Here is an 18,297-nt window from a genome sequence, read left to right on the forward strand (position 1 = left end):
AGTTCTCTCCCGTAAATTGGAATTCATGCAAACCGAACGGTTTTGCACGCCGTGTTTCCAGCATCCTTGGAAATGCCGCAAACGTTAAAATGGTATGCAAACGTTTGCATACGGTCAAGCGCTGTATTCCATGTTGGGTTTTAGTCTTACATACCTTCATCGGCGGATTCTAATGCTGTATAATGCAAGCGATTGCACGTATTATGCAGATCGCGTGCCGATGGCTTCAACCGAATACCGGTTGAACCAAATCGGAAGTCGTTGTTTCTCGAAAATCGCGCGCCGAGTTACGGCGCGAAGCCGCACGGACGTTTCACGAGCCGTGCTGGAGGCGTGCGGCTAGCGTTGAACGCGATTCGAGGAGACGCCTCAGCGCATGTGCTGGGTGGTGGATGGAGAGTGATTCCTTGGCGAATCCTCTTTGACTGGATTGCCGGTCGCCGGCACGGCGGATTCCGCTCCGATTTCCGACAGCAAGCGTTTCCATTCAGGATGCGCATTCAGCTGTGTGCGGGCGAAGGACTTCAGCAGGCTTATCTCTTCGGATGCGAGCCGTAATGTCACGCCAATGTCCTGGAGACGGCTCCATTGGGTTTCCTTTGCGGCGGCCCGAAGATTGATTTCGACTACATAGAAGTCGGCTGCACGGTCATACGTCTCGGCCAGCTGCACGGAGCTGGCATCCCTGATTTCGGCCTTCCATCTTGCAATTGTCGAGTGGAGCGCCTGGATATTGTTGTGGGAGTGAAGATCGATGGGTATATCGATCAGTGCCTTTGCCTGGCGATAGAGACCCGGCGTGTTTGGTGATGCGTCCTCTGGAAGTTCAGGGATCGTTTGCGCATTCACGATGACGAAGACCCGCTTCTTGATGCCGCGCATCCTGGCTGCCTTGGCCATGCCGATGATGCCGCCGCGCGCCTCTGCAATTTCAAGGGCGGTCTTGATCCCGACGTTGTCATGCAGGCCACCGTCAAGCAAATGCACATACCGTTGTTCGCGCACTCCGCTTTGCAAGGGCAAGGGCTCTTCGCGCCAATCGCATGCCTCGCTATGGTTCCATAACGTGATCGGCGAAAAGATCAGCGGCGCAGCCATCGAGGCCGCGACGGCACGGGATAGTGGGAAGGCGCTCAGGTCGGAGCACAGGAGATCGAACTGGTCTTGCGTGAACTCGAAACGTTCGCCCGATTTCATTTCGGTCGCATTGACGAAAAGCATCGGCCGCGTGCGTAGAAGGTCTGCATAGGTCTTTCCATGAAAGACCTTTTCGTCCAGCACCTCCTGGAGAAGGTCGCCCCGGCCGAACCGAGGCGAACTCTGGCGCCACAGGCCGCGAGGCGAGAGGATGCGCGAGATGACGCTCGACTGCATGTCCGCCGCCAGTACATCGGATTCGAAGGTATTGAAGATCTGATCGCGGTACAAACCGTAATATACGGCGGTCAGGCTCCCGCCCGATGCGCTCGAGATCAGGTCAACCTCGTCCAGTAATCGCTTGTTTGCACCCGCCCATACTATCCGCGTGTCGGCAAGTGCCTCCAGGACTCCGTATGCCAATGCCGCGGCACGGTAGCCTCCGCCCGAAAATGAGAGCATGACAAGCAGGCTGTCCGTATTGTCGTTAGCGGCCAGGCGATTGATGGAATATCTGGCGGATGAGGAATCCGGGCCGAAAGTACGATTGATGAAGTAATGTTCGCTACTGCAACCGGTAACGGTGACAAAGAGCAGGACTGCGCTCAAGACAACGGCGCATTTCCTCAATAACCATGCTGATTCAAGGGCGCATTCGGACGTTTCCATATTTAGGCATATGAATGTCGTGCGATGCCATTTTAGAGGGAGTTAAAGTCCTTGGCAGGGGCGCTGGCACAGCCTGGCCAGGAATGCCTGCGCGGGCCCTCCTATTTATGAAATGAGTTCTAGTGCTCGCAACAGGAAACGGCTGTTGCTGTCCATGTCCAGGAACTGAATCCCTGCCTTTGCGGATCCTGCGCAGGCGTTGCTGTACACGATCCGGCCCCAGGCATTAATCCGTCGAACGGCATCCTTGTCGACCAGGTCGAAGGAGACCATGCAGGAGGCACCGGCGGGCAAAGAATCGGCAAGTGTAACGCCCGCTCCACCTTCCGACACATCGACGACCGTGCACGAGTATTCCACAGCCGGCGCCAATAATAATCGCGCCGGTGCCCTGCAGGAGGTGCGCCAGAAATGACGGCTATCCGTCTTCATGACCGATACTCCGCATGCAAAGTCGAGGTCCTTTCGATGGAATGGATGTTCAAGAAAATCGACAGGAAAATTCATTCCTAGTCTCCATTGCCCGAGAGTAACAGGTCTTTGACCTGAATCAAACCCGTTCCAAAGCCGGGCGAGCCCTGGGCCGCGGACGAAGAGGGGAAGGTCACTTTCCTGCAGCAGCCAATGCATGCGGGCCGGTACGAGGCGCCGTTGCCGATCGCGGAATTTGGCCGAGGATTGCAGTCAAGGGATGCGATAAATCGGTCAGACCTTCGCGCGGCACTTCCTTCCGTGCCGATGCCCTGCATGCACCAAAATGTGGCGAGCGCGACAAGGTTTTTGGGGGGGCAGGCGGCAAGCAGGGTGCGCCCAATGCATTTGTCAAAATCTTCGATCAAGTTGCTCAAATTTCTCCAATTGACTTCATGTCCCTCGTGTCCGATTGTTAACCCATCCATCGCCTGCCCTGTGCGGATGCGATGTGCTTCTGAGCGAAACGGCTGGCCAGTCAACGCATGCGAGCGAAGACAAGGGGCCGGGAATCGGCTCGTTAACACGCGTGCTTTCTGAGGAGAACAATATGCCAGTCGCCAGTGCAAAACCAGGCAAGACCCTACTTGACCCGAAGGACCATATCCTGATCATGATCGATCACCAATCGCAGATGTCCTTTGCCACCAAATCGATTGACGCCGTGGCGCTCAGGAATAACGCGGCTCTCATCAGCAAGGCGGCAAAGGAATTCAAGGTGTCGACGATCCTGACGACCGTCGCTGAAAAGACCTTCTCCGGTCCGATCTTCGATGAAATCAAGACCGTCTTCCCGGAGGCCAGCGTCATTGACCGTACAACCATGAATACCTGGGAAGACGCGCGGATTGCGGACAGGGTGAACTCTTTCAACAAAGACAAGATCGTGCTTGCCGGGTTATGGACGTCGGTTTGTATCGTCGGGCCGGCACTGTCGGCGATTGACCAGGGATTCCAGGTCTACGTGATCGCCGATGCCTGCGGTGACGTGTCTGAAGAAGCGCACGAACGGGCAATGGAGCGCATGGTTCAGCAAGGCGCACGCCCGATGACTTCCCTCCAATACCTGCTCGAACTCCAGCGCGACTGGGCACGCGGTGAAACCTACAACCAGACGGTACAGACGTCGGTACAGCATGGTGGCGCCTATGGCCTGGGACTGATTTACGCCAAGACGATGTTCGGCGGGGCCGAGGGACACTAAGTACTTTAAGAAGGGGGAGCGCAATGCGTCTTTATCTGGTTTCCATCCTGTGCGGCGTTCTTGTCGGGGTCATATACGGACTGTTGAACGTACGCTCTCCCGCTCCCCCCATCGTCGCACTGCTCGGTTTGCTCGGCATGCTGGTCGGTGAACAGATCGTGCCGATCACGTCCCGGATCATCCGTGGCGAACCGCTGACCGTGGCCTGGTTCGCGCAGGAATGCGTGCCGAAGATCACGGGCACGGATGCACCGGCCGGTGCCGAATCCGGCGAGACGCGGACCCCGCAGTAAGGGCGAATCCCGGACGGGGAGGTGGAAATGGCAGCAGATATCATCTTTACCAATGGACGCATCACGACGCTTGACCGGCGGAACCCGGAGGCGAAAGCCATGGCGATCGAGGGCGGCAAATTCGTTGCTGTCGGCTCCGAACAGGACGTGCGCGCACGGTCACGTCCGGACGTGACCGAGGTAGACCTGCGTGGCCGAAGGGTGATTCCGGGCCTGATCGACAGCCACATCCACGTCATTCGCGGCGGACTGAACTATAACCTCGAGTTGCGTTGGGATGGCGTCGCATCCCTGGCGGACGCAATGGCAATGCTGAAGAAGCAGGTTGCGGTGACACCGCCGCCGCAGTGGGTGCGTGTGGTCGGCGGCTTTACCGAACACCAGTTCCGCGAGAAGCGGTTGCCGACACTTGACGAGCTTAATGCCGTTGCGCCGGACACCCCGGTATTCATCCTTCACCTGTACGACAGGGCGCTGCTGAACCGCGCTGCGTTGCGCGCCGCGGGCTATACCCGGGAAACCCCGGATCCGCCGGGCAGTGTCATCGAGCGCGATGCCAGCGGCGAACCAACCGGACTTTTTCTCGCCAAGCCGAATGCCCTGCTCCTGTACTCGGCGCTCGCGCGCGGCCCGAAGCTGCCGGCCGAATACCAGCGCAATTCGACACGCCACTTCATGCGGGAATTGAATCGGCTCGGTGTGACAGGTGTGATCGACGCCGGCGGCGGATTCCAGAACTATCCGGAAGACTACCGGATCATCCAGCAGATGGCCGACGCGGGCGAGCTGACGCTGCGCATCGCCTACAACCTCTTCACGCAGAACAAAGGCGGGGAGCTGGCAGACTTCCGGAACTGGGCGGGCATGGTGTCCCCTGGCACCGGAAACGATTATTACCGTCACAACGGCGCCGGTGAAATGCTCGTCTTTTCAGCGGCGGACTTCGAGGATTTCCGTGAACCGCGGCCGGATTTGCCAGGCGAGATGGAAGGCCAGCTTGAAGACGTGATTCGCATCCTGGTCGAACACCGCTGGCCGTGGCGGCTGCATGCGACGTACGATGAATCGATCTCGCGGGCGCTCGATGTGTTCGAGAAGGTCAACCGCGACATGCCGTTCAACGGGTTGCACTGGTTCTTCGACCATGCCGAAACGATTTCGGAGCGCAACATTGAACGTGTTGCGGCGCTGGGCGGCGGCATCGCGGTACAGCATCGGATGATGTACCAGGGCGAATACTTCGTCGAACGCTACGGCGCCAAGGCTGCGGAGAATACACCGCCGGTGGCGAAGATGCTCGCGGCCGGGGTACAGGTGGGGGCCGGCACAGACGCTACCCGCGTCGCCTCCTACAACCCATGGGTGTCGCTGTCATGGCTGGTGACGGGAACGACGCTTGGCGGAACCCGTCTGTATCCGCGCCAGAATCTGCTCGACAGGGAAACCGCGCTGCGCTTGTGGACCGAGCGCAATACCTGGTATTCGTCGGAAGAAGGCAAGAAAGGACAGATTGTCGCCGGCCAGTATGCCGACTTCGCGGTATTGTCGGATGATTACTTCAGCGTTCCTGAAGCCGACATCCGGCATCTTCAATCCGTGCTCACCGTCGTCGGCGGCAAGATCGTCCACGGGTCGGGCGAGTTTGGCCAGTTCGCTCCGCCGATGCCGCCCGCCATGCCGGACTGGTCCCCGGTGCGCACCTTCGGCGGCTACCAGCACCAGCCGATGCAGTCGGCGCCAGTTCATCCGTGCGGCTGCGCCCATGCCTGTTCGGTACACGGCCACCGGCACGAAAAGGCATGGATGGGAGAAACCGATGACCAGCGATCCTTCTGGGGCGCGCTCGGGTGTTCCTGCTGGGCGTTCTAGCATGGCCTTTGCGGATCCATTTCGCCTGCAGTGCGAGTACCGTGCGTGGCGCAAGGAGGGCACATGAAGGTGCCAGACGCGGCTCCGCATGCCGCGACATCCACCGTCGCGCCCGGCCCGTTTTCCCCGCTTGGCCAGAGGCTCTTCGCTGTCCTGTGGGTAGCCACTGTCATCGGCAACATCGGCACCTTCATGCGCGATGTCGCCAGCGGCTGGCTGGCGGCGGAGATTTCGCGTTCACCGGGATCCGTGGCACTGGTGCAGGCCGCGGCTACGCTGCCGGTCTTTCTGCTGGCGTTGCCGGCAGGGGCGTTGTCCGATATTGTCGACCGGCGCAAGTTCCTCATCATCGTGCAGGTCTTCCTTGCGCTTGTCAGCGCCACGCTGGCATTCCTGGCCGCGTTCGATTCGGTCACGACGCTCGGCCTGGTAGCGCTTACCTTCGCCGGCGGCGCGGGCGCTGCGCTGCTGGGGCCGGCCTGGCAATCGATCGTGCCGGAACTGGTTCCGAAATCCGATTTGAAAGCCGCCATTGCGCTGAATTCGCTCGGCCTCAATATCGCCCGCGCGGTCGGCCCCGCTGTAGGCGGATTACTGCTGACGACTTTCGGCGCCGCAGTCACTTACGGCGTGGACGTACTGACCTATGCAGCGGTAGTCGCTGCATTGATCTGGTGGCAGCGCACGCCGCGCACCGCGGACCGGCTCGGTGAGAACCTCGGTGGGGCTATGCGCGCAGGGGTGCGCTATGTGTGGGCAAGCCCGGAATTGCGACGTGTGCTGCTGCGTGCCGTTCTGTTCTTCCTGTTCGCAAGCGTCGCATGGGCACTGCTGCCTATCGTCGCGCGTGAAGTCATGCATGGCGGGGCCGGATACTACGGCGCGATGCTTGGCGCCATCGGCGCCGGCGCTGTCGGCGGCGCAATCCTTCTCCCTTATGCGCGCAAGTCGCTCACGATTGACGGCTTGATGCTCGCGGCATCGCTGTTGATCGCAGCGGTCATTGTCGCGCTTTCCTTTGCCCCTCCGCATTGGGCCGGCATCGTTCTCGCGGTGCTTTTCGGGGCAGGGTGGATCGCGGTGCTGACAACCCTGAACGCCACTGCACAGTCCGTGCTCCCGAACTGGGTGCGCGGACGAGGCCTGGCGGCCTACTTGATGGCCTTCAATGGCGCAATGACTGCAGGCAGCCTGTTGTGGGGCGCCGTCGGCGAGGGGCTCGGCGTACCGCTGACCCTGCTTGTCGGCGGCGGATGCATGGCCGTGGTTGCGCTGGTCGCCTATCGCCTTCCGCTGCCGCCGGGCGATGCCGATCTGTCCCCCGCCAACCATTGGGCGGAGCCGATCGCAGCAGCCAACATGCCGAACGACCGCGGGCCGGTGCTGGTCACCGTCGAATACCGCGTCCCGGCATCCAGTCGCGCGCAGTTCCATGCCGCACTGCAGGCTCTTGCTTCCGAGCGCCGCCGGGACGGCGCATTCGCATGGGGGGTGAGCGAAGACACCGCAGATCCGGAACGTCTCCTCGAATGGTTCTTCGTCGAGTCGTGGGCCGAGCATCTGCGCCAGCATCAGCGTGTCTCGCGCATGGACGCAGACTTGCAGGCGGAGGTCACGCGCTTCCATGCCGGCCCTATGCCGCCGAAAGTGTCCCACTACGTGGCGTTGACCCAAGACGCCGCCGATGCCGGGCAAGACGTGCAGGAACGATGAAAAACAGGAAACAGAAAATGTCCATTATCGGAGGAGAAAATGAACGGAGCCTTGAACATCGCAGCGAGACTGCTCGTCGCACAAATTTTTCTTGTTTCTGGTATTAATAAAATCGTTGGCTATGCGGCAACGCAAGCATTCATGGAATCAAACGGCGTCAGCGGGACATTTCTGCCGCTTGTGATCCTGCTGGAAATTGGCGGGGCGGCCGCGCTGATTCTTGGGTTGAAGGCGCGTGTGGCGGCATTCGCGCTGGCCATATTCACGTTCGCGGCCGGCTGGATATTTCACGGCAACATCGGTGATCCCGGACAGCTTGTGCATTTCATGAAAAACCTGGCGATCGTCGGTGGCCTCCTGCTGTTTGTGGCACGCGGGCCAGGGCGCCCCGCAATTGACGATAGTGGTGACGACAAAGAGGTGAATGCGTAATTCTTTCCCGGCGCGATCATGGAATCGGTCAGCGTCATGCCAGCATCGTTGCACTCACCAGGGTGAGTGACGCGCTCCGATCTGCCGGTATCAAGCCACGCGTACAAGATTCGACATGCTCGCCGCGGTAACCCGCAACACTGCGAACAGAAGACCTTATTCCGCCAGATGCTGATGCCGACGCTGGTCGGCTCACGCTGGCGGTCACGCCATATCCCCTGATTTAAACATCCAGAAAGGAACCATGCATTTCTCGAACCTGAAAATCGGCACCAAGCTCGGCCTGGGCTTTGGATTCGTCATCACCCTGTTGTGCGGCATCGTAGTCCTCGCTGTCTTCAACCTGACCAGGCTGCACGCCGGCGGCGACAAGATCGTGAAGCAGGATTGGATCAAGGCAAAGCTTGCGAGCAGCGCCCTCGATAACGTTCGCGGCAGCATCGCGCGTGTATTCCAGATCGTGACGGAGACCGACGATGCGCAGTTGAGCACGGCGCGTCAGCGCCTGAAGGCAAATATCGATACCTACCAGGAAGCACTGCGCGAATCCGCCCGGCTCGCCTACAGGGCGGAAGGAAAAGCCATCCTCGGGAGGGCCGAGGAGTCCAGCAAGAAGTACCTCGCCTCCATCGACAGGGTCATGCGGTTGAAAGACGAGGGAAAGATAGAAGACGCTCGCAGGATTGCCCTTTCAGAAACCTATGAAGCGCTGCACCTTCTGGCTGCGGACGTGCGCGCATTTTATGAACTGCAGCAGAAACTGGTTGAGGAGTCCGCCACGCAGATGGATGAAACCTTCGATCTGGCGCGCGCGGAAGTTGTCGGGCTGGGGCTCGTGGCCCTTCTGGCCGGAGTGCTGTTTGCCTGGCTGATCACACGCGCCATCGTGGTACCGCTCGGCATCGCGGTCCGTGTCGCCAGGACGGTGGCGTCCGGCGACCTCACCAGCACTATCGTTCCCGGGAGCAAGGACGAAGCCGGTGAGCTGCTGCATGCGCTGCGTGACATGAACGCGAGCCTCGCCAATATCGTGACCGAAGTCCGTGACGGCACTGCGGCGATTTCCGCGGCGTCGGAACAGATTGCCGCAGGCAACATGGACTTGTCTTCACGCACTGAACAACAAGCCAGCTCGCTTGAGGAAACGGCGTCCTCGATGGAAGAGCTGACCGTGACGGTGAAGCAGAATGCGGACAGTGCCCGCCTGGCGAGCGAACTGGCGGCTTCCGCGACGGAGGCTGCCCTGCAGGGCGGTACAGTCGTGTCACAGGTTGTGTCGACAATGGAAGCGATCAACACGTCGGCAAGCAAGATCGCGGATATTACCGCCGTCATTGACGGTATCGCGTTCCAGACCAACATCCTTGCATTGAACGCGGCTGTGGAGGCCGCGCGTGCCGGCGAACAGGGCCGGGGTTTCGCTGTCGTCGCGACCGAGGTGCGCAGCCTCGCGCAGCGCTCCGCATCGGCGGCGAAAGAGATCAAGCAACTTATCGGCGATTCGGTCGACAGGGTCGAGGACGGCAACAGGCTGGTCGGTGCCGCGGGTGAAACGATGCAGGAAATCGTCGCCCGCGTGCAGCGCGTCAACGGCATCGTCGGAGAAATCGCGTCGGCCAGTGACGAGCAGCGTGCCGGCATCGAGCAGGTGAATGATGCGATCGGCCAGATGGACCAGGTAACCCAACAGAATGCGGCGCTGGTGGAGCAGGCGGCAGCCGCGGCCCAGGCGATGAGCGAACGGGCAGGAAGTCTTGCGGCGCTGGTTTCGAAGTTCAGGACGGGTGGAACTGCCGACGTTTCGCCCCGCATGTTGACAGGGGCCGCATGAAGCTCACGCTTGAAGCGCTGGAAGCCATTGACGCCATTGCCCGCAAGGGAAGTTATGCGGCAGCGGCGGAGGAACTGCACAAGGTGCCATCCGCCATCTCGTACACCGTGCAAAAACTCGAGGCCGACCTGGGTGTGACGGTATTCGATCGTTCCGGCCACAGGGCACGCCTCACCCGCACGGGTGAACTGCTGCTGCGCCACGGGCGCGAGCTGCTGCGCTCGGCAGCGGAACTCGAATGTCGCGCCGCCCGCATTGATGCCGGCTGGGAGACGGAGCTGAGAATCGCGGTGGGGGCAATCGTGCCCTTTTCCGCACTGGTGCCATACATGACCGCGTTTTACGGTGAAAGCACCGCAACGAGGCTGCGCATCTTTCGGGAGCCGTTCGGCGGCGAATGGGATGCGCTGGTCGGTGGGCGCGCGGACCTGATCATAGGCGCTACCGGTCAACCGCCGGCCGGCGCCTTTGCCCATCGCATCGTCAGCACTGTGGATTCCGTTTTTTGCGTATCCCCGGCCCATTCGCTGGCTACTGTACAGGAGCCGCTTTCGGCAACGCAGATCGCGCCGTACCGGGTGGTTACGTTAAGCGATACGACGCGCGTCGCCGAATTGCAGTTTGATGCGGTTCCCGAGCGGCAGGAGAGCGTCTCCGTTCCCGACCTCGATGCCAGCTTGCAATTGCAAATTGCCACGCTTGGCTGCGGACTTCTTCCGGCATGCGTCGCACGGAAGCATCTCGAACACGGCACCCTCCTCGAAAAGAAGCTCGCGGCGGCGCCCGCTCCGCAGTCGTTCTACCTTGGATGGCGCCCGGACGATGCGGGAGAAGCATTGAAATGGTGGTTGAACCAGCTTGACCGCCCGGGACTGATCGCCGAGATGTGGTGGCAGTAACAGCGATCACGCCCCGGGCATCGATATTACCGGGCCAGCGAAGGATAGTCGGTGTAGCCCTTCGCGCCGGGAGAGTAGAACGTTGCCTTGTCCGGGACATTCAGGGGCGCGCCGACAAGGAACCGTTTCGGCAGGTCGGGATTGGCCAGGAAGGCGCTGCCGAACACGACGGCATCCGCCTTGCCTTCCTGGAGCAGGGCTTCGGCGCTTTCCTGCGTCAGTCCGCCGCCCGCGAGGTAAGCGCCCTCAAAGCGGGGGCGAAGCATGCCGTGGTAGTCGGTCGGCGTTCCGAACAGTGCGACGTGGAGGTAGGCCAGGTTCAGGCCCTTGAGCTGATCGACCAGATAGGTATAGGTTTCCCTGGGGTTGTCGTCATGGACATCGTTGAAGTTCATCTCGGGCGAGATTTTCATGCCCACCCGTCCGCTGCCGGCGACCTCGATCATCGCCTTGAGGGCATCGAGAACGAAGCGCGCGCGGTTCTGCACGGAGCCACCGTAGACATCGGTGCGCTGATTGCTGCCGCTTGACAGGAATTGTTCCGGCAAATAGCCCGACGCGGCATGCAGTTCGACGCCGTCGAAACCTGCCTGGAGGGCGAGCCGCGTGGCGTTGCGGTACTCGTCGATGACGCCCGGGATTTCCTCAAGCGCGAGTGCGCGCGGGGCGGCAAAGTCTTTCATGCCGTCGGCGGTGAAGATCTGGCCGTTGGCGCGGATCGCCGAAGGCGCGACAGGCTGCTGCCCGGCCGGAATCAGGGACTCATGCGCGATGCGTCCGGTGTGCATCGCCTGCAGGAAGATCAGGCCTCCCTGTTCGTGGACGGCGTCGGTCACCTTCTTCCACGCGCGCACCTGCTCGTCGGAATAGATGCCGGGGGTGTTCAGGTAGCCCTTGCCGATCGCCGACGGCGCGGTGCCTTCGGAAATGATCAGGCCGGCGCCGGCGCGCTGTGCGTAGTAGGTGGCGACGATGTCTTCGGGGACGCCGGCTCCGTCGGCGCGCGAGCGCGTCATCGGCGCCATGACCATCCGGTTTTTCAGGGCGAGGTCGCCGACGCGGATGGAAGTAAAGAGCTTTTTCATGTTTTTTCCTCGATGAATTTTGACCACTTCATGTTGGTCCCGATGGCGAGGAAGATAAAGTGGGTGGAATGGAAATGACTGTTCCATCCTTGGCGCAATGGGAGGGGTAATGGAACTGTTGAACGACATGGCCTTGTTCGTCGACGTGGTGAAGGCGAAGGGGTTCCGGCACGCCGCAGACATTACCGGCATTCCCAGTTCCACCATCTCGCGACGCATCTCGGAACTCGAGAAGGCCGTGGGTTTGCGGCTTCTGCAGCGCTCGACGCGACGCATCGAACTGACGGAGGCCGGCCGGCTCTATTTCGAACGCTGCAAGCGGATCGTGGACGATGCGCGCATCGCGCACGAACAACTTACCGGCTTCGCCGAAAAAGCCAGCGGCCTGCTGCGGGCGTCACTGCCGGTCGATTTCGGCGCCTTCTACCTGGCTCCGCTTGTCGCCCGTTTTGCCGAGCTGTATCCGGGGATCAGTTTCGAGTTCGACCTGACGCCGCGCCGCGTTGACCTCGTATCCGAACCGATCGACGTCGCAATTCGCATCGGCGAACTGCCGGACTCGGGACTCATCGCGCGCCAGGTCGCCAGCCTGCCTCGCCATCTGTACGCCACGCCCGCCTACCTCGAACGAGCGGGCACGCCGATTCGCCCCGAGGACCTGTCGTTGCACGATTGCCTGCGCATGACCACCTCGGCACGGAGCAGCATCTGGACACTGGAAAAAGGCGGAAGCAAGGTCTCGGTCGAGGTAAGTGGGCGATTCTCGCTCAACAGTGTGGGAATGATGCGGCGGCTGACATTGCTGGACCTGGGGATTGCCGCCATCGCCGAGGAAATCGCGAGGGAGGACGCCGTCGCAGGGCGGTTGCGGCGGGTGCTGCCGGACTGGTCGATCGAAAGCGTGCCGGTTTATGCGCTGACGGAGACCCGGCTCCTGCCCGCGAAGACGCAGCTTTTCATTGAGTACCTGAGGGAAAACCTCGGTTCGCCGCAATTGCGCGGCGCGCTGGCAAAGCCTGTGTCCGGCAGTTATGCTGAATCGGAAGGCGGCGCTTCCGTTCCGTGACGCCGGAGTGCATGTAATCGATCAGGAGGACTACGATGGCTGAGGTGACCTTTAGTGCGCCGAAAGCGCCTGACATGCCTGCAACGCCTGGCGAACGTGCCCCACGTATCCGACGCTTCAGCGATCGGATGTTTGACGGCCTGGCTGATCCGATCCTGATGGTGGATCATTTCGAGATGCGGTATCCCACCTTTCCGCCCCACCCGCACGCGGGATTCTCGGCTGTCACTTACCTGTTTGAGGATTCCGAAGGCAGCTTTCAAAACCGGGATTCGCTCGGTGGCAAGCAGATCATCGGCCCCGGCGCGCTGCACTGGACGATGGCCGGCAAGGGGGTGATGCATGAGGAAGTCCCGGTGATCGACGGACAGCGCTGTCATGGTTTGCAGATTTTCATCAATCTTGCGCTGGCGATGAAGTCGGCCTTGCCGCATGCAATGCACCTGCGCGCGGACAGGATTCCGGCTTACCGTTCAACCGGATTGAGGGCGAGAATCGTTTGCGGATCATATGGCGGCCTGCGCTCCCCCCTGGCACCTCCCGCGCCCCTCGATTTCTTCGATGTTGCGTTGAACGAAGGCTCGCCATTTCTCTACATGCTTCAACCCGGCTGGGGCACCTGGATTTACACCATGGATTCGGCACTCGCGCTTGATGGCGCGGGAAGCGCGGTATTGCTGCCAGCCGGCCAGGCGATTGCGCTTTCCGCAACCGGCGATGCAATTCCCTTCAGCGTGCAAGGCGAAGGGCAATTTGTGCTGCTCTCGTCTCCTGCCTTGCACGAACCCGTCGTCTTCAAGGGGCCGTTTGCGATGGAGTCCAACCCGGCGCTGGCGCGCGCGTTCATCGCTTTCCAGAACGGAGAGATGGGCCGCTTGCTGCCCTCGCGCGAATTCCCCCGGTAACCTGGCTGGTAAGATGCGCATATGTTTGTGCCGGAAATACCAATATGGTTGATACCCTCCATGTAATGATCGCGGACGACCATCCGGTTGTGCGCATGGGGCTGGCCAGCATGATCGAACTGGAGCCTGGTTTTAGCCTGGTCGGTACGGCCGCCAACGGCGCCGAAGCTGTCGCGCTGTATCGACAGTTGAGACCGGATGTCGCGCTGATGGACTTGCGAATGCCGCAGCTCGACGGTGTGGCCGCAATCGAACATATCCGCACTTTCGATCCGGCTGCCCGCATCGTCATCCTCACGACTTTCGACGGAGAAGAAGAAATTTTCCGGGGTTTGCGCGCGGGTGCGCGGGGATATTTGCTCAAGGATGCACCGAGCGAGCAGGTGCTCGATTGCATCCGCGCCGTGGCCGGCGGAAGGCGGTACCTGCCGCTGGACGTTGCATCCAAGCTGGCCCAGCGGATGGACACCGCCGAGTTGTCCGCGCGGGAGCTGCAGGTTCTTGAGCTGATCGCGGGCGGAATGAGCAACAAGCAGGTGGCGCAAGCCGTTTCGATCACGGAGGGAACGGTGAAGTTCCATGTCAACAACATCCTGTCGAAGCTGGGTGTCGACAGCCGCACCGAGGCGGTCACGCTCGCCCTGAAACGCGGGATTATCCGCATTGCCTGAGCACACCTGATCGAAAGTTGGGTATCTCTCCCTGCCAATGGATAGTGCCGAAGCACCTCTTCGGACCGGTTCCAGTTTGAAGCGCCAGGCGCATACTCTCAGCGCTGATGACTTTTTCCTTTCCGGACGTCCTGGCGGTACCCGCAAATGAAGCTGACCCTTGAAGCGCTGGAAACCCTCGATGCGATCGATCGGCGCGGCAGTTACGCCGCCGCCGCCGAAGAATTGCACAAAGTGCCTTCCGCAATGAGCTACATCGTGCAAAAGCTGGAACGCGACCTGGGCGTGCAACTATTCGATCGCAGCGGCCATCGTGCGCGTCTCACCGACGCCGGCAGGGCACTCCTCGATCATGGCCGCAAGCTCCTTCAGGAGGCGTGCGCCGCCGAAGAGCGCGCCGTGCGTATCGGCAGGGGATGGGAATCGGAACTGCGGATTGCCACCGATACCCTGGTTCCGCTCCGCGCCCTGATGCCATTCATGGCTGCGTTTTACGGAGAAACAACCGTGACGCGTGTAAGTATCGCGCATGAGTCGAGCACCGGGGCCTGGGAAGCACTGCGCGCGCGCCGCAGCGACCTGGTGATCGGCGCCACCGGACACCCTCCGTTCACGGGATACGCCAGCAAGTTCATCGGCAAGATCGAGCTGGTATTTTGCGTCGCATCGACGCATGCGCTCGCCGATGCGCCGGAACCACTCACGACGGCCCAGGTCGCCCAGTACCGGGGCGTCTCGGTCGGCGATACCGCGCGCGGCGCCGGCCTGTCATCCCCGGGCAGTTTGGCCGAGGGACAGGAAGCGGTGACCGTTCCGACCGTTCTTGCGATGCTGGACGTTTTGCTGGCCGGCCTGGCTGTCGGCTGCCTGCCGCGCTGTATTGCGGCGCCTTGCCTGGCCGACGGCAGCCTTGTCGAAAAACAACTGGAGACGTCATTGCGGCCCCAGGAATACTTCCTGGCCTGGCGGAACGATTCCATCGGAATGGCTTTGCAGTGGTGGACGGACAGGCTCGACCATCCTGACCTGATGATGCGCATGCTGTGCGACCAGACTTCAGGCCGCACGCGGAGCAAACCGGCCTTGGCGTCGATCGGCGGCAACGAATACCTGCGTGCCGCGGCCGGGCTGGCTTAGCACGGACAGTGTTGCAGCGGCCAGTGCGGCGCGCTGATGCATGCTTTCCATGCCAAAACCGCGGTCCCCCGGCGCGGAAGCGGGGAAGCCCACGCCGTTGTCGACGATAAGGATGCTTACTTCGTCCGGATTGCTCGAGATCTCGACGCGAAGTTCCGTCGCATGGGCGTGGCTTGCCACATTATTCACGGCTTCCTGCACGATCCGGTAGAGATGGAGTTCGCGGTCAGCCTCGAGCGGCATCCACTGGCCGGATACCTCGAGTACCGGCGTGAATCCCAGCCGTGAAACTTCTTGCTGCAGCAACTGCGCTACGGCACGAGGCAGGTCGTGGGAGGACAGCGATTGCGGGCGAAGCGCTTCCACTGCCCGCCGTGCGTCCGCCAGGCCGTGGCGGGCAAGATCGAGCAGGCGCGCATCCCGAGCGGCGATATCGTCCGATTGCCGCCCGCGTTCAATTTGCAGGATGATGCCGAGGAACGCCTGGGCAATGCCGTCATGGATTTCGCGCGCCATGCGGCGCCGCTCTTCGAGCACGGCACTGACCCGGGCGCTGCGCGACAGGCGGGTCAGCTCGAGCGCGAGGACAGACTGGTTGACGAGGGAGTGGACCAGGTCTTCCTCCTCGGGAGTCAGCGTACGGTCATTACAGAAACGCAGCGTCATCAAACCCAGCAGTGTCTCGCCCAGGAACAGAGGTACCGACATCACGGTCTGGATATCGCGGGATGCAATGTAGTCCGCGTAGCTGGCGGACGCGGGTAATGAGAAGAGCTGCGAGGCGTGATGGGTAGTGATTTTCCCCTTCTCGTACGGCTCCAGGACGGGGACCATGGGTTCGGCGCCGTCGAGCCCGGGATGGGCGGACGCGCTTGCACGGGCGGCGTCGCACTCGACATTGACAGCCATTTCATACACCCGGGTGACGGGATTACGTCGCCACACACTTACGCCCGCAGCGCCAAGCTGGTCCGCGCACAATGCGAGGCTTTGCGCAAGAAAGTCATCGCGTACCGGGTCTTCCGTCAGCTGCGCCAGTGCATTCTGCATGATCCTGTTCAAGCGCTCGAGGGTCTCGGCTCGTCGCTCCGCGGCAGCCGCGCGCTCGGACGCAATTGCCGCGTCGCTTGCCTTGGCGGCGATTTGTGTCAGGTCAACGGCCAGTGCCGCCTGCTGCGCGAGGGCGGTCAGGGTCACGGTGTTCATTTCGGTGAGCGGGCGATGGTCACGAAATGCAAGGCACAGATACCCCATCAACTGCCCCCGGGAAACGAACGGCACGTTCCAGGTCTGCACGTGACCCCGCTTCTCATGATATGCGTGCGCGGCGGGCCACCATGAAGCGAGCGGATCGATACCGTTCACGGAAATGACCGTCTGCATCAGGCGAGCCGAGACACTTGCCGGGTCACGGTTCCAGACGGTGGGAGACTCGATATAGATCGGCTCGTCCTTCCACTCCGCAAAAGGGACGATGCGTCCGTCTTGTCCCACGCATACGGTCCTGTCGAAGAAACCGTCCCGAACCGTGAAGATCTCGCCGCCTGCCGCACCGGTAAAGGACATGGCCTCCAGCAGGAACGCGTCAAGAATGGCGCCAATGCCTTGATCGGCAGAAACGCGTTCGACACTGTTGCGCAGGACGTCATAGGCACGCGCCAGTTCTGTTGCGCGTTCCTCAAGCATCTTCTGTCGATCATCCTCCGGGCCGAAGGCGCTGCTTTCCGCGAGGTAAGCAGGATTGTCTTTCCGTTGCATACGTTCCGATGTCGATGGCATATCACCTCCGGCATTCTTGCGTCAGGAATGACGCCTTGATATGTTTGCTGGTGCGTCTGCCTGCTGTGCCGCAAGCCTGCCGCACGGACAGGTAAGCGGACGTGCAGTCCGGACAGGAAACCGGAACCGAGGCAGGACAACGGGAAGGGAAGCCTGTTGAAATTGTCCGGCGCGGATATCCTTTCGCGGGATTGACATGCGGAAAATCCGACTGCTGCAGGTAATGCGCATGATGACGCTCTTTCGGCAAGCCGGCAACTGTGCCAGCCACGCGGTTTTGAGGGGCGTCTTCGCTTTCTTGTATCCGGCGGTGCAGTCAGATGTGCGCCTTGCCACAGGGGACAGTGGTACAAGAATTTCCTTCTACAAATCGTGGTGCTTCAATCAAGTGAGGCGGCGCAGGCTCCCGACAGGGGAGAAGGGCGGCAGTAAGGACAGGCGCACCGCGGGGCAGGGCGCTCGAGCGGGAGCCGGACCGTCACGCATGTGCCGCGCCCCGGGGCGCTGTTCACGTAGAAATCGCCGCCGAGTTCGACAGCGCGTTCGCGCATGGCCCTCAAACCGGATGAACAGGAACGATCAAGGCATTCCGGGTCGAATCCACGCCCGTTGTCGGATACGGACAGGACGACACAGCCGCCATCGATGATCACGCGCACTCGCGCCTGGTCTGCCCCCGCGTGGCGCCGCATATTGATGAACGATTCCTGCAAGATGCGGTACAGGGCAATGGCATGCCAGTCCGGCAGGGGACGGTCACCGATTCCCCATTCAAGCGTGCCGGCGATTCCGCTCCGCTGTTCCAGTTCCCTGCATTGCCATTCGAATGCAGCGCGTAGTCCGAGTTCGACTGCTGCGGGACGCAGTCCGCGAACCAGGGCGCGCATGCTGGCTGACGCGGTGTCGAGCTGATGCAGCACCGGTTCGACCAGTGCGTCATGCCTTACCCGCCGCAGCCGCTGCTTCAGCGCCAGCAGATCCATGCGCAGTGCGAGAAGCTGCTGGCCAAATTCGTCGTGGATTTCGCGCGCAATGCGCCGGCGCTCCTCTTCACGGATCATGCTGCCGGCCAGGCATGCCGGAAACAGCATATTCATGGCACGTTCCATCGCCCAGAGGCGCCTCCGCCCGCGGAC

Annotated in this window: 16 protein-coding genes; 11 read left to right on the forward strand and 5 right to left on the reverse strand. The window is 61.3% G+C overall.

Annotation, left to right across the window (positions count from 1 at the left end; translation table 11 throughout):
* Positions 1 to 369 precede the first annotated feature (369 nt).
* Complete coding sequence (locus AYR66_RS14320) at positions 370 to 1,806, reverse strand: patatin-like phospholipase family protein (protein ID WP_088708041.1); 1,437 nt, start codon at positions 1,804 to 1,806, stop codon at positions 370 to 372.
* Positions 1,807 to 1,911: 105 nt separating this feature from the next.
* Entirely contained in the window at positions 1,912 to 2,313 is a 402-nt protein-coding gene (locus AYR66_RS14325) for a PilZ domain-containing protein (RefSeq protein WP_170942147.1), read from the reverse strand.
* A gap of 514 nt (positions 2,314 to 2,827) precedes the next feature.
* Here AYR66_RS14325 and AYR66_RS14330 point away from each other — a divergent pair.
* The 7 genes from AYR66_RS14330 (at position 2,828) to AYR66_RS14360 (ending at position 10,518) form a co-directional block, all read left to right on the forward strand.
* Positions 2,828 to 3,481, forward strand: coding sequence for a hydrolase (locus tag AYR66_RS14330; RefSeq protein ID WP_088708043.1), 654 nt, complete (start codon positions 2,828 to 2,830; stop codon positions 3,479 to 3,481).
* A 23-nt stretch (positions 3,482 to 3,504) separates the two neighbouring features.
* A complete protein-coding gene (locus tag AYR66_RS14335) occupies positions 3,505 to 3,774 on the forward strand; it encodes a DUF1427 family protein (RefSeq protein ID WP_088708044.1) in 270 nt (89 codons plus the stop codon).
* A 27-nt stretch (positions 3,775 to 3,801) separates the two neighbouring features.
* Positions 3,802 to 5,643 carry an amidohydrolase gene (locus tag AYR66_RS14340; protein WP_088708045.1) on the forward strand — a complete coding sequence of 614 codons (1,842 nt, stop codon included), beginning with the start codon at positions 3,802 to 3,804 and terminating at the stop codon, positions 5,641 to 5,643.
* Positions 5,644 to 5,706: 63 nt separating this feature from the next.
* A complete protein-coding gene (locus tag AYR66_RS14345; protein WP_088708046.1) occupies positions 5,707 to 7,356 on the forward strand; it encodes an MFS transporter in 1,650 nt (549 codons plus the stop codon).
* A 39-nt stretch (positions 7,357 to 7,395) separates the two neighbouring features.
* Positions 7,396 to 7,788, forward strand: a complete 393-nt coding sequence (locus AYR66_RS14350) for a DoxX family protein (RefSeq protein ID WP_088708047.1) — start codon at positions 7,396 to 7,398, stop codon at positions 7,786 to 7,788.
* Positions 7,789 to 8,032: 244 nt separating this feature from the next.
* Positions 8,033 to 9,619: a methyl-accepting chemotaxis protein gene (locus AYR66_RS30425; RefSeq protein ID WP_088708048.1), complete on the forward strand. Its 1,587-nt coding sequence runs from the start codon at positions 8,033 to 8,035 to the stop codon at positions 9,617 to 9,619.
* Positions 9,616 to 10,518: a LysR substrate-binding domain-containing protein gene (locus AYR66_RS14360; RefSeq protein WP_088708049.1), complete on the forward strand. Its 903-nt coding sequence runs from the start codon at positions 9,616 to 9,618 to the stop codon at positions 10,516 to 10,518. The genes AYR66_RS30425 and AYR66_RS14360 overlap by 4 nt, the downstream gene beginning before the upstream one ends.
* A gap of 26 nt (positions 10,519 to 10,544) precedes the next feature.
* Here the strand turns inward: AYR66_RS14360 and AYR66_RS14365 are convergent, their stop codons facing one another.
* Entirely contained in the window at positions 10,545 to 11,603 is a 1,059-nt protein-coding gene (locus AYR66_RS14365) for an alkene reductase (RefSeq protein ID WP_088708050.1), read from the reverse strand.
* Between the two features lie 109 nt (positions 11,604 to 11,712).
* Here AYR66_RS14365 and AYR66_RS14370 point away from each other — a divergent pair, with 109 nt between their 5' ends.
* From AYR66_RS14370 to AYR66_RS14385, 4 genes are all read left to right on the forward strand, one after another.
* Positions 11,713 to 12,669, forward strand: coding sequence for a LysR family transcriptional regulator (locus AYR66_RS14370; RefSeq protein ID WP_088708051.1), 957 nt, complete (start codon positions 11,713 to 11,715; stop codon positions 12,667 to 12,669).
* Between the two features lie 35 nt (positions 12,670 to 12,704).
* The gene (locus AYR66_RS14375; protein ID WP_088708052.1) at positions 12,705 to 13,574 is read left to right on the forward strand and encodes a pirin family protein; all 870 of its coding nucleotides are present in this window, start codon (positions 12,705 to 12,707) and stop codon (positions 13,572 to 13,574) included.
* 44 nt (positions 13,575 to 13,618) lie between these two features.
* Positions 13,619 to 14,245, forward strand: a complete 627-nt coding sequence (locus tag AYR66_RS14380) for a response regulator (protein ID WP_088708053.1) — start codon at positions 13,619 to 13,621, stop codon at positions 14,243 to 14,245.
* Positions 14,246 to 14,392: 147 nt separating this feature from the next.
* Positions 14,393 to 15,382 (forward strand): LysR family transcriptional regulator, encoded by a 990-nt coding sequence (locus AYR66_RS14385; protein ID WP_088708054.1) that lies wholly within the window; start codon positions 14,393 to 14,395, stop codon positions 15,380 to 15,382.
* Here AYR66_RS14385 and AYR66_RS14390 read toward each other — a convergent pair.
* Both AYR66_RS14390 and AYR66_RS14395 read right to left on the reverse strand, forming a co-directional pair.
* Positions 15,302 to 17,140 (reverse strand): GAF domain-containing sensor histidine kinase, encoded by a 1,839-nt coding sequence (locus tag AYR66_RS14390; RefSeq protein WP_170942148.1) that lies wholly within the window; start codon positions 17,138 to 17,140, stop codon positions 15,302 to 15,304. The two genes, AYR66_RS14385 and AYR66_RS14390, sit on opposite strands and share 81 nt — an antisense overlap.
* 401 nt (positions 17,141 to 17,541) lie before the next feature.
* The gene (locus AYR66_RS14395; RefSeq protein WP_170942149.1) at positions 17,542 to 18,258 is read right to left on the reverse strand and encodes a sensor histidine kinase; all 717 of its coding nucleotides are present in this window, start codon (positions 18,256 to 18,258) and stop codon (positions 17,542 to 17,544) included.
* Positions 18,259 to 18,297 lie beyond the last annotated feature (39 nt).

The sequence above is a fragment of the Noviherbaspirillum denitrificans genome (genome assembly GCF_002211445.1).
Lineage (GTDB): Bacteria > Pseudomonadota > Gammaproteobacteria > Burkholderiales > Burkholderiaceae_D > Noviherbaspirillum > Noviherbaspirillum denitrificans.

What these genes read in the sequence shown, in the direction of transcription:
- AYR66_RS14360 (WP_088708049.1), top strand. Translation starts at nt 9,616, where the DNA reads ATGAAGCTCACGCTTGAAGCGCTGGAAGCCATTGACGCCATTGCCCGC.
- AYR66_RS14370 (WP_088708051.1), top strand. Translation starts at nt 11,713, where the DNA reads ATGGAACTGTTGAACGACATGGCCTTGTTCGTCGACGTGGTGAAGGCG.
- AYR66_RS14395 (WP_170942149.1), bottom strand. Translation starts at nt 18,258, where the DNA reads ATGAATATGCTGTTTCCGGCATGCCTGGCCGGCAGCATGATCCGTGAA.
- AYR66_RS14390 (WP_170942148.1), bottom strand. Translation starts at nt 17,140, where the DNA reads ATGCAACGGAAAGACAATCCTGCTTACCTCGCGGAAAGCAGCGCCTTC.
- AYR66_RS30425 (WP_088708048.1), top strand. Translation starts at nt 8,033, where the DNA reads ATGCATTTCTCGAACCTGAAAATCGGCACCAAGCTCGGCCTGGGCTTT.
- AYR66_RS14380 (WP_088708053.1), top strand. Translation starts at nt 13,619, where the DNA reads ATGGTTGATACCCTCCATGTAATGATCGCGGACGACCATCCGGTTGTG.
- AYR66_RS14345 (WP_088708046.1), top strand. Translation starts at nt 5,707, where the DNA reads ATGAAGGTGCCAGACGCGGCTCCGCATGCCGCGACATCCACCGTCGCG.
- AYR66_RS14340 (WP_088708045.1), top strand. Translation starts at nt 3,802, where the DNA reads ATGGCAGCAGATATCATCTTTACCAATGGACGCATCACGACGCTTGAC.
- AYR66_RS14375 (WP_088708052.1), top strand. Translation starts at nt 12,705, where the DNA reads ATGGCTGAGGTGACCTTTAGTGCGCCGAAAGCGCCTGACATGCCTGCA.
- AYR66_RS14365 (WP_088708050.1), bottom strand. Translation starts at nt 11,603, where the DNA reads ATGAAAAAGCTCTTTACTTCCATCCGCGTCGGCGACCTCGCCCTGAAA.
- AYR66_RS14320 (WP_088708041.1), bottom strand. Translation starts at nt 1,806, where the DNA reads ATGGAAACGTCCGAATGCGCCCTTGAATCAGCATGGTTATTGAGGAAA.
- AYR66_RS14335 (WP_088708044.1), top strand. Translation starts at nt 3,505, where the DNA reads ATGCGTCTTTATCTGGTTTCCATCCTGTGCGGCGTTCTTGTCGGGGTC.
- AYR66_RS14325 (WP_170942147.1), bottom strand. Translation starts at nt 2,313, where the DNA reads ATGAATTTTCCTGTCGATTTTCTTGAACATCCATTCCATCGAAAGGAC.
- AYR66_RS14350 (WP_088708047.1), top strand. Translation starts at nt 7,396, where the DNA reads ATGAACGGAGCCTTGAACATCGCAGCGAGACTGCTCGTCGCACAAATT.
- AYR66_RS14385 (WP_088708054.1), top strand. Translation starts at nt 14,393, where the DNA reads ATGAAGCTGACCCTTGAAGCGCTGGAAACCCTCGATGCGATCGATCGG.
- AYR66_RS14330 (WP_088708043.1), top strand. Translation starts at nt 2,828, where the DNA reads ATGCCAGTCGCCAGTGCAAAACCAGGCAAGACCCTACTTGACCCGAAG.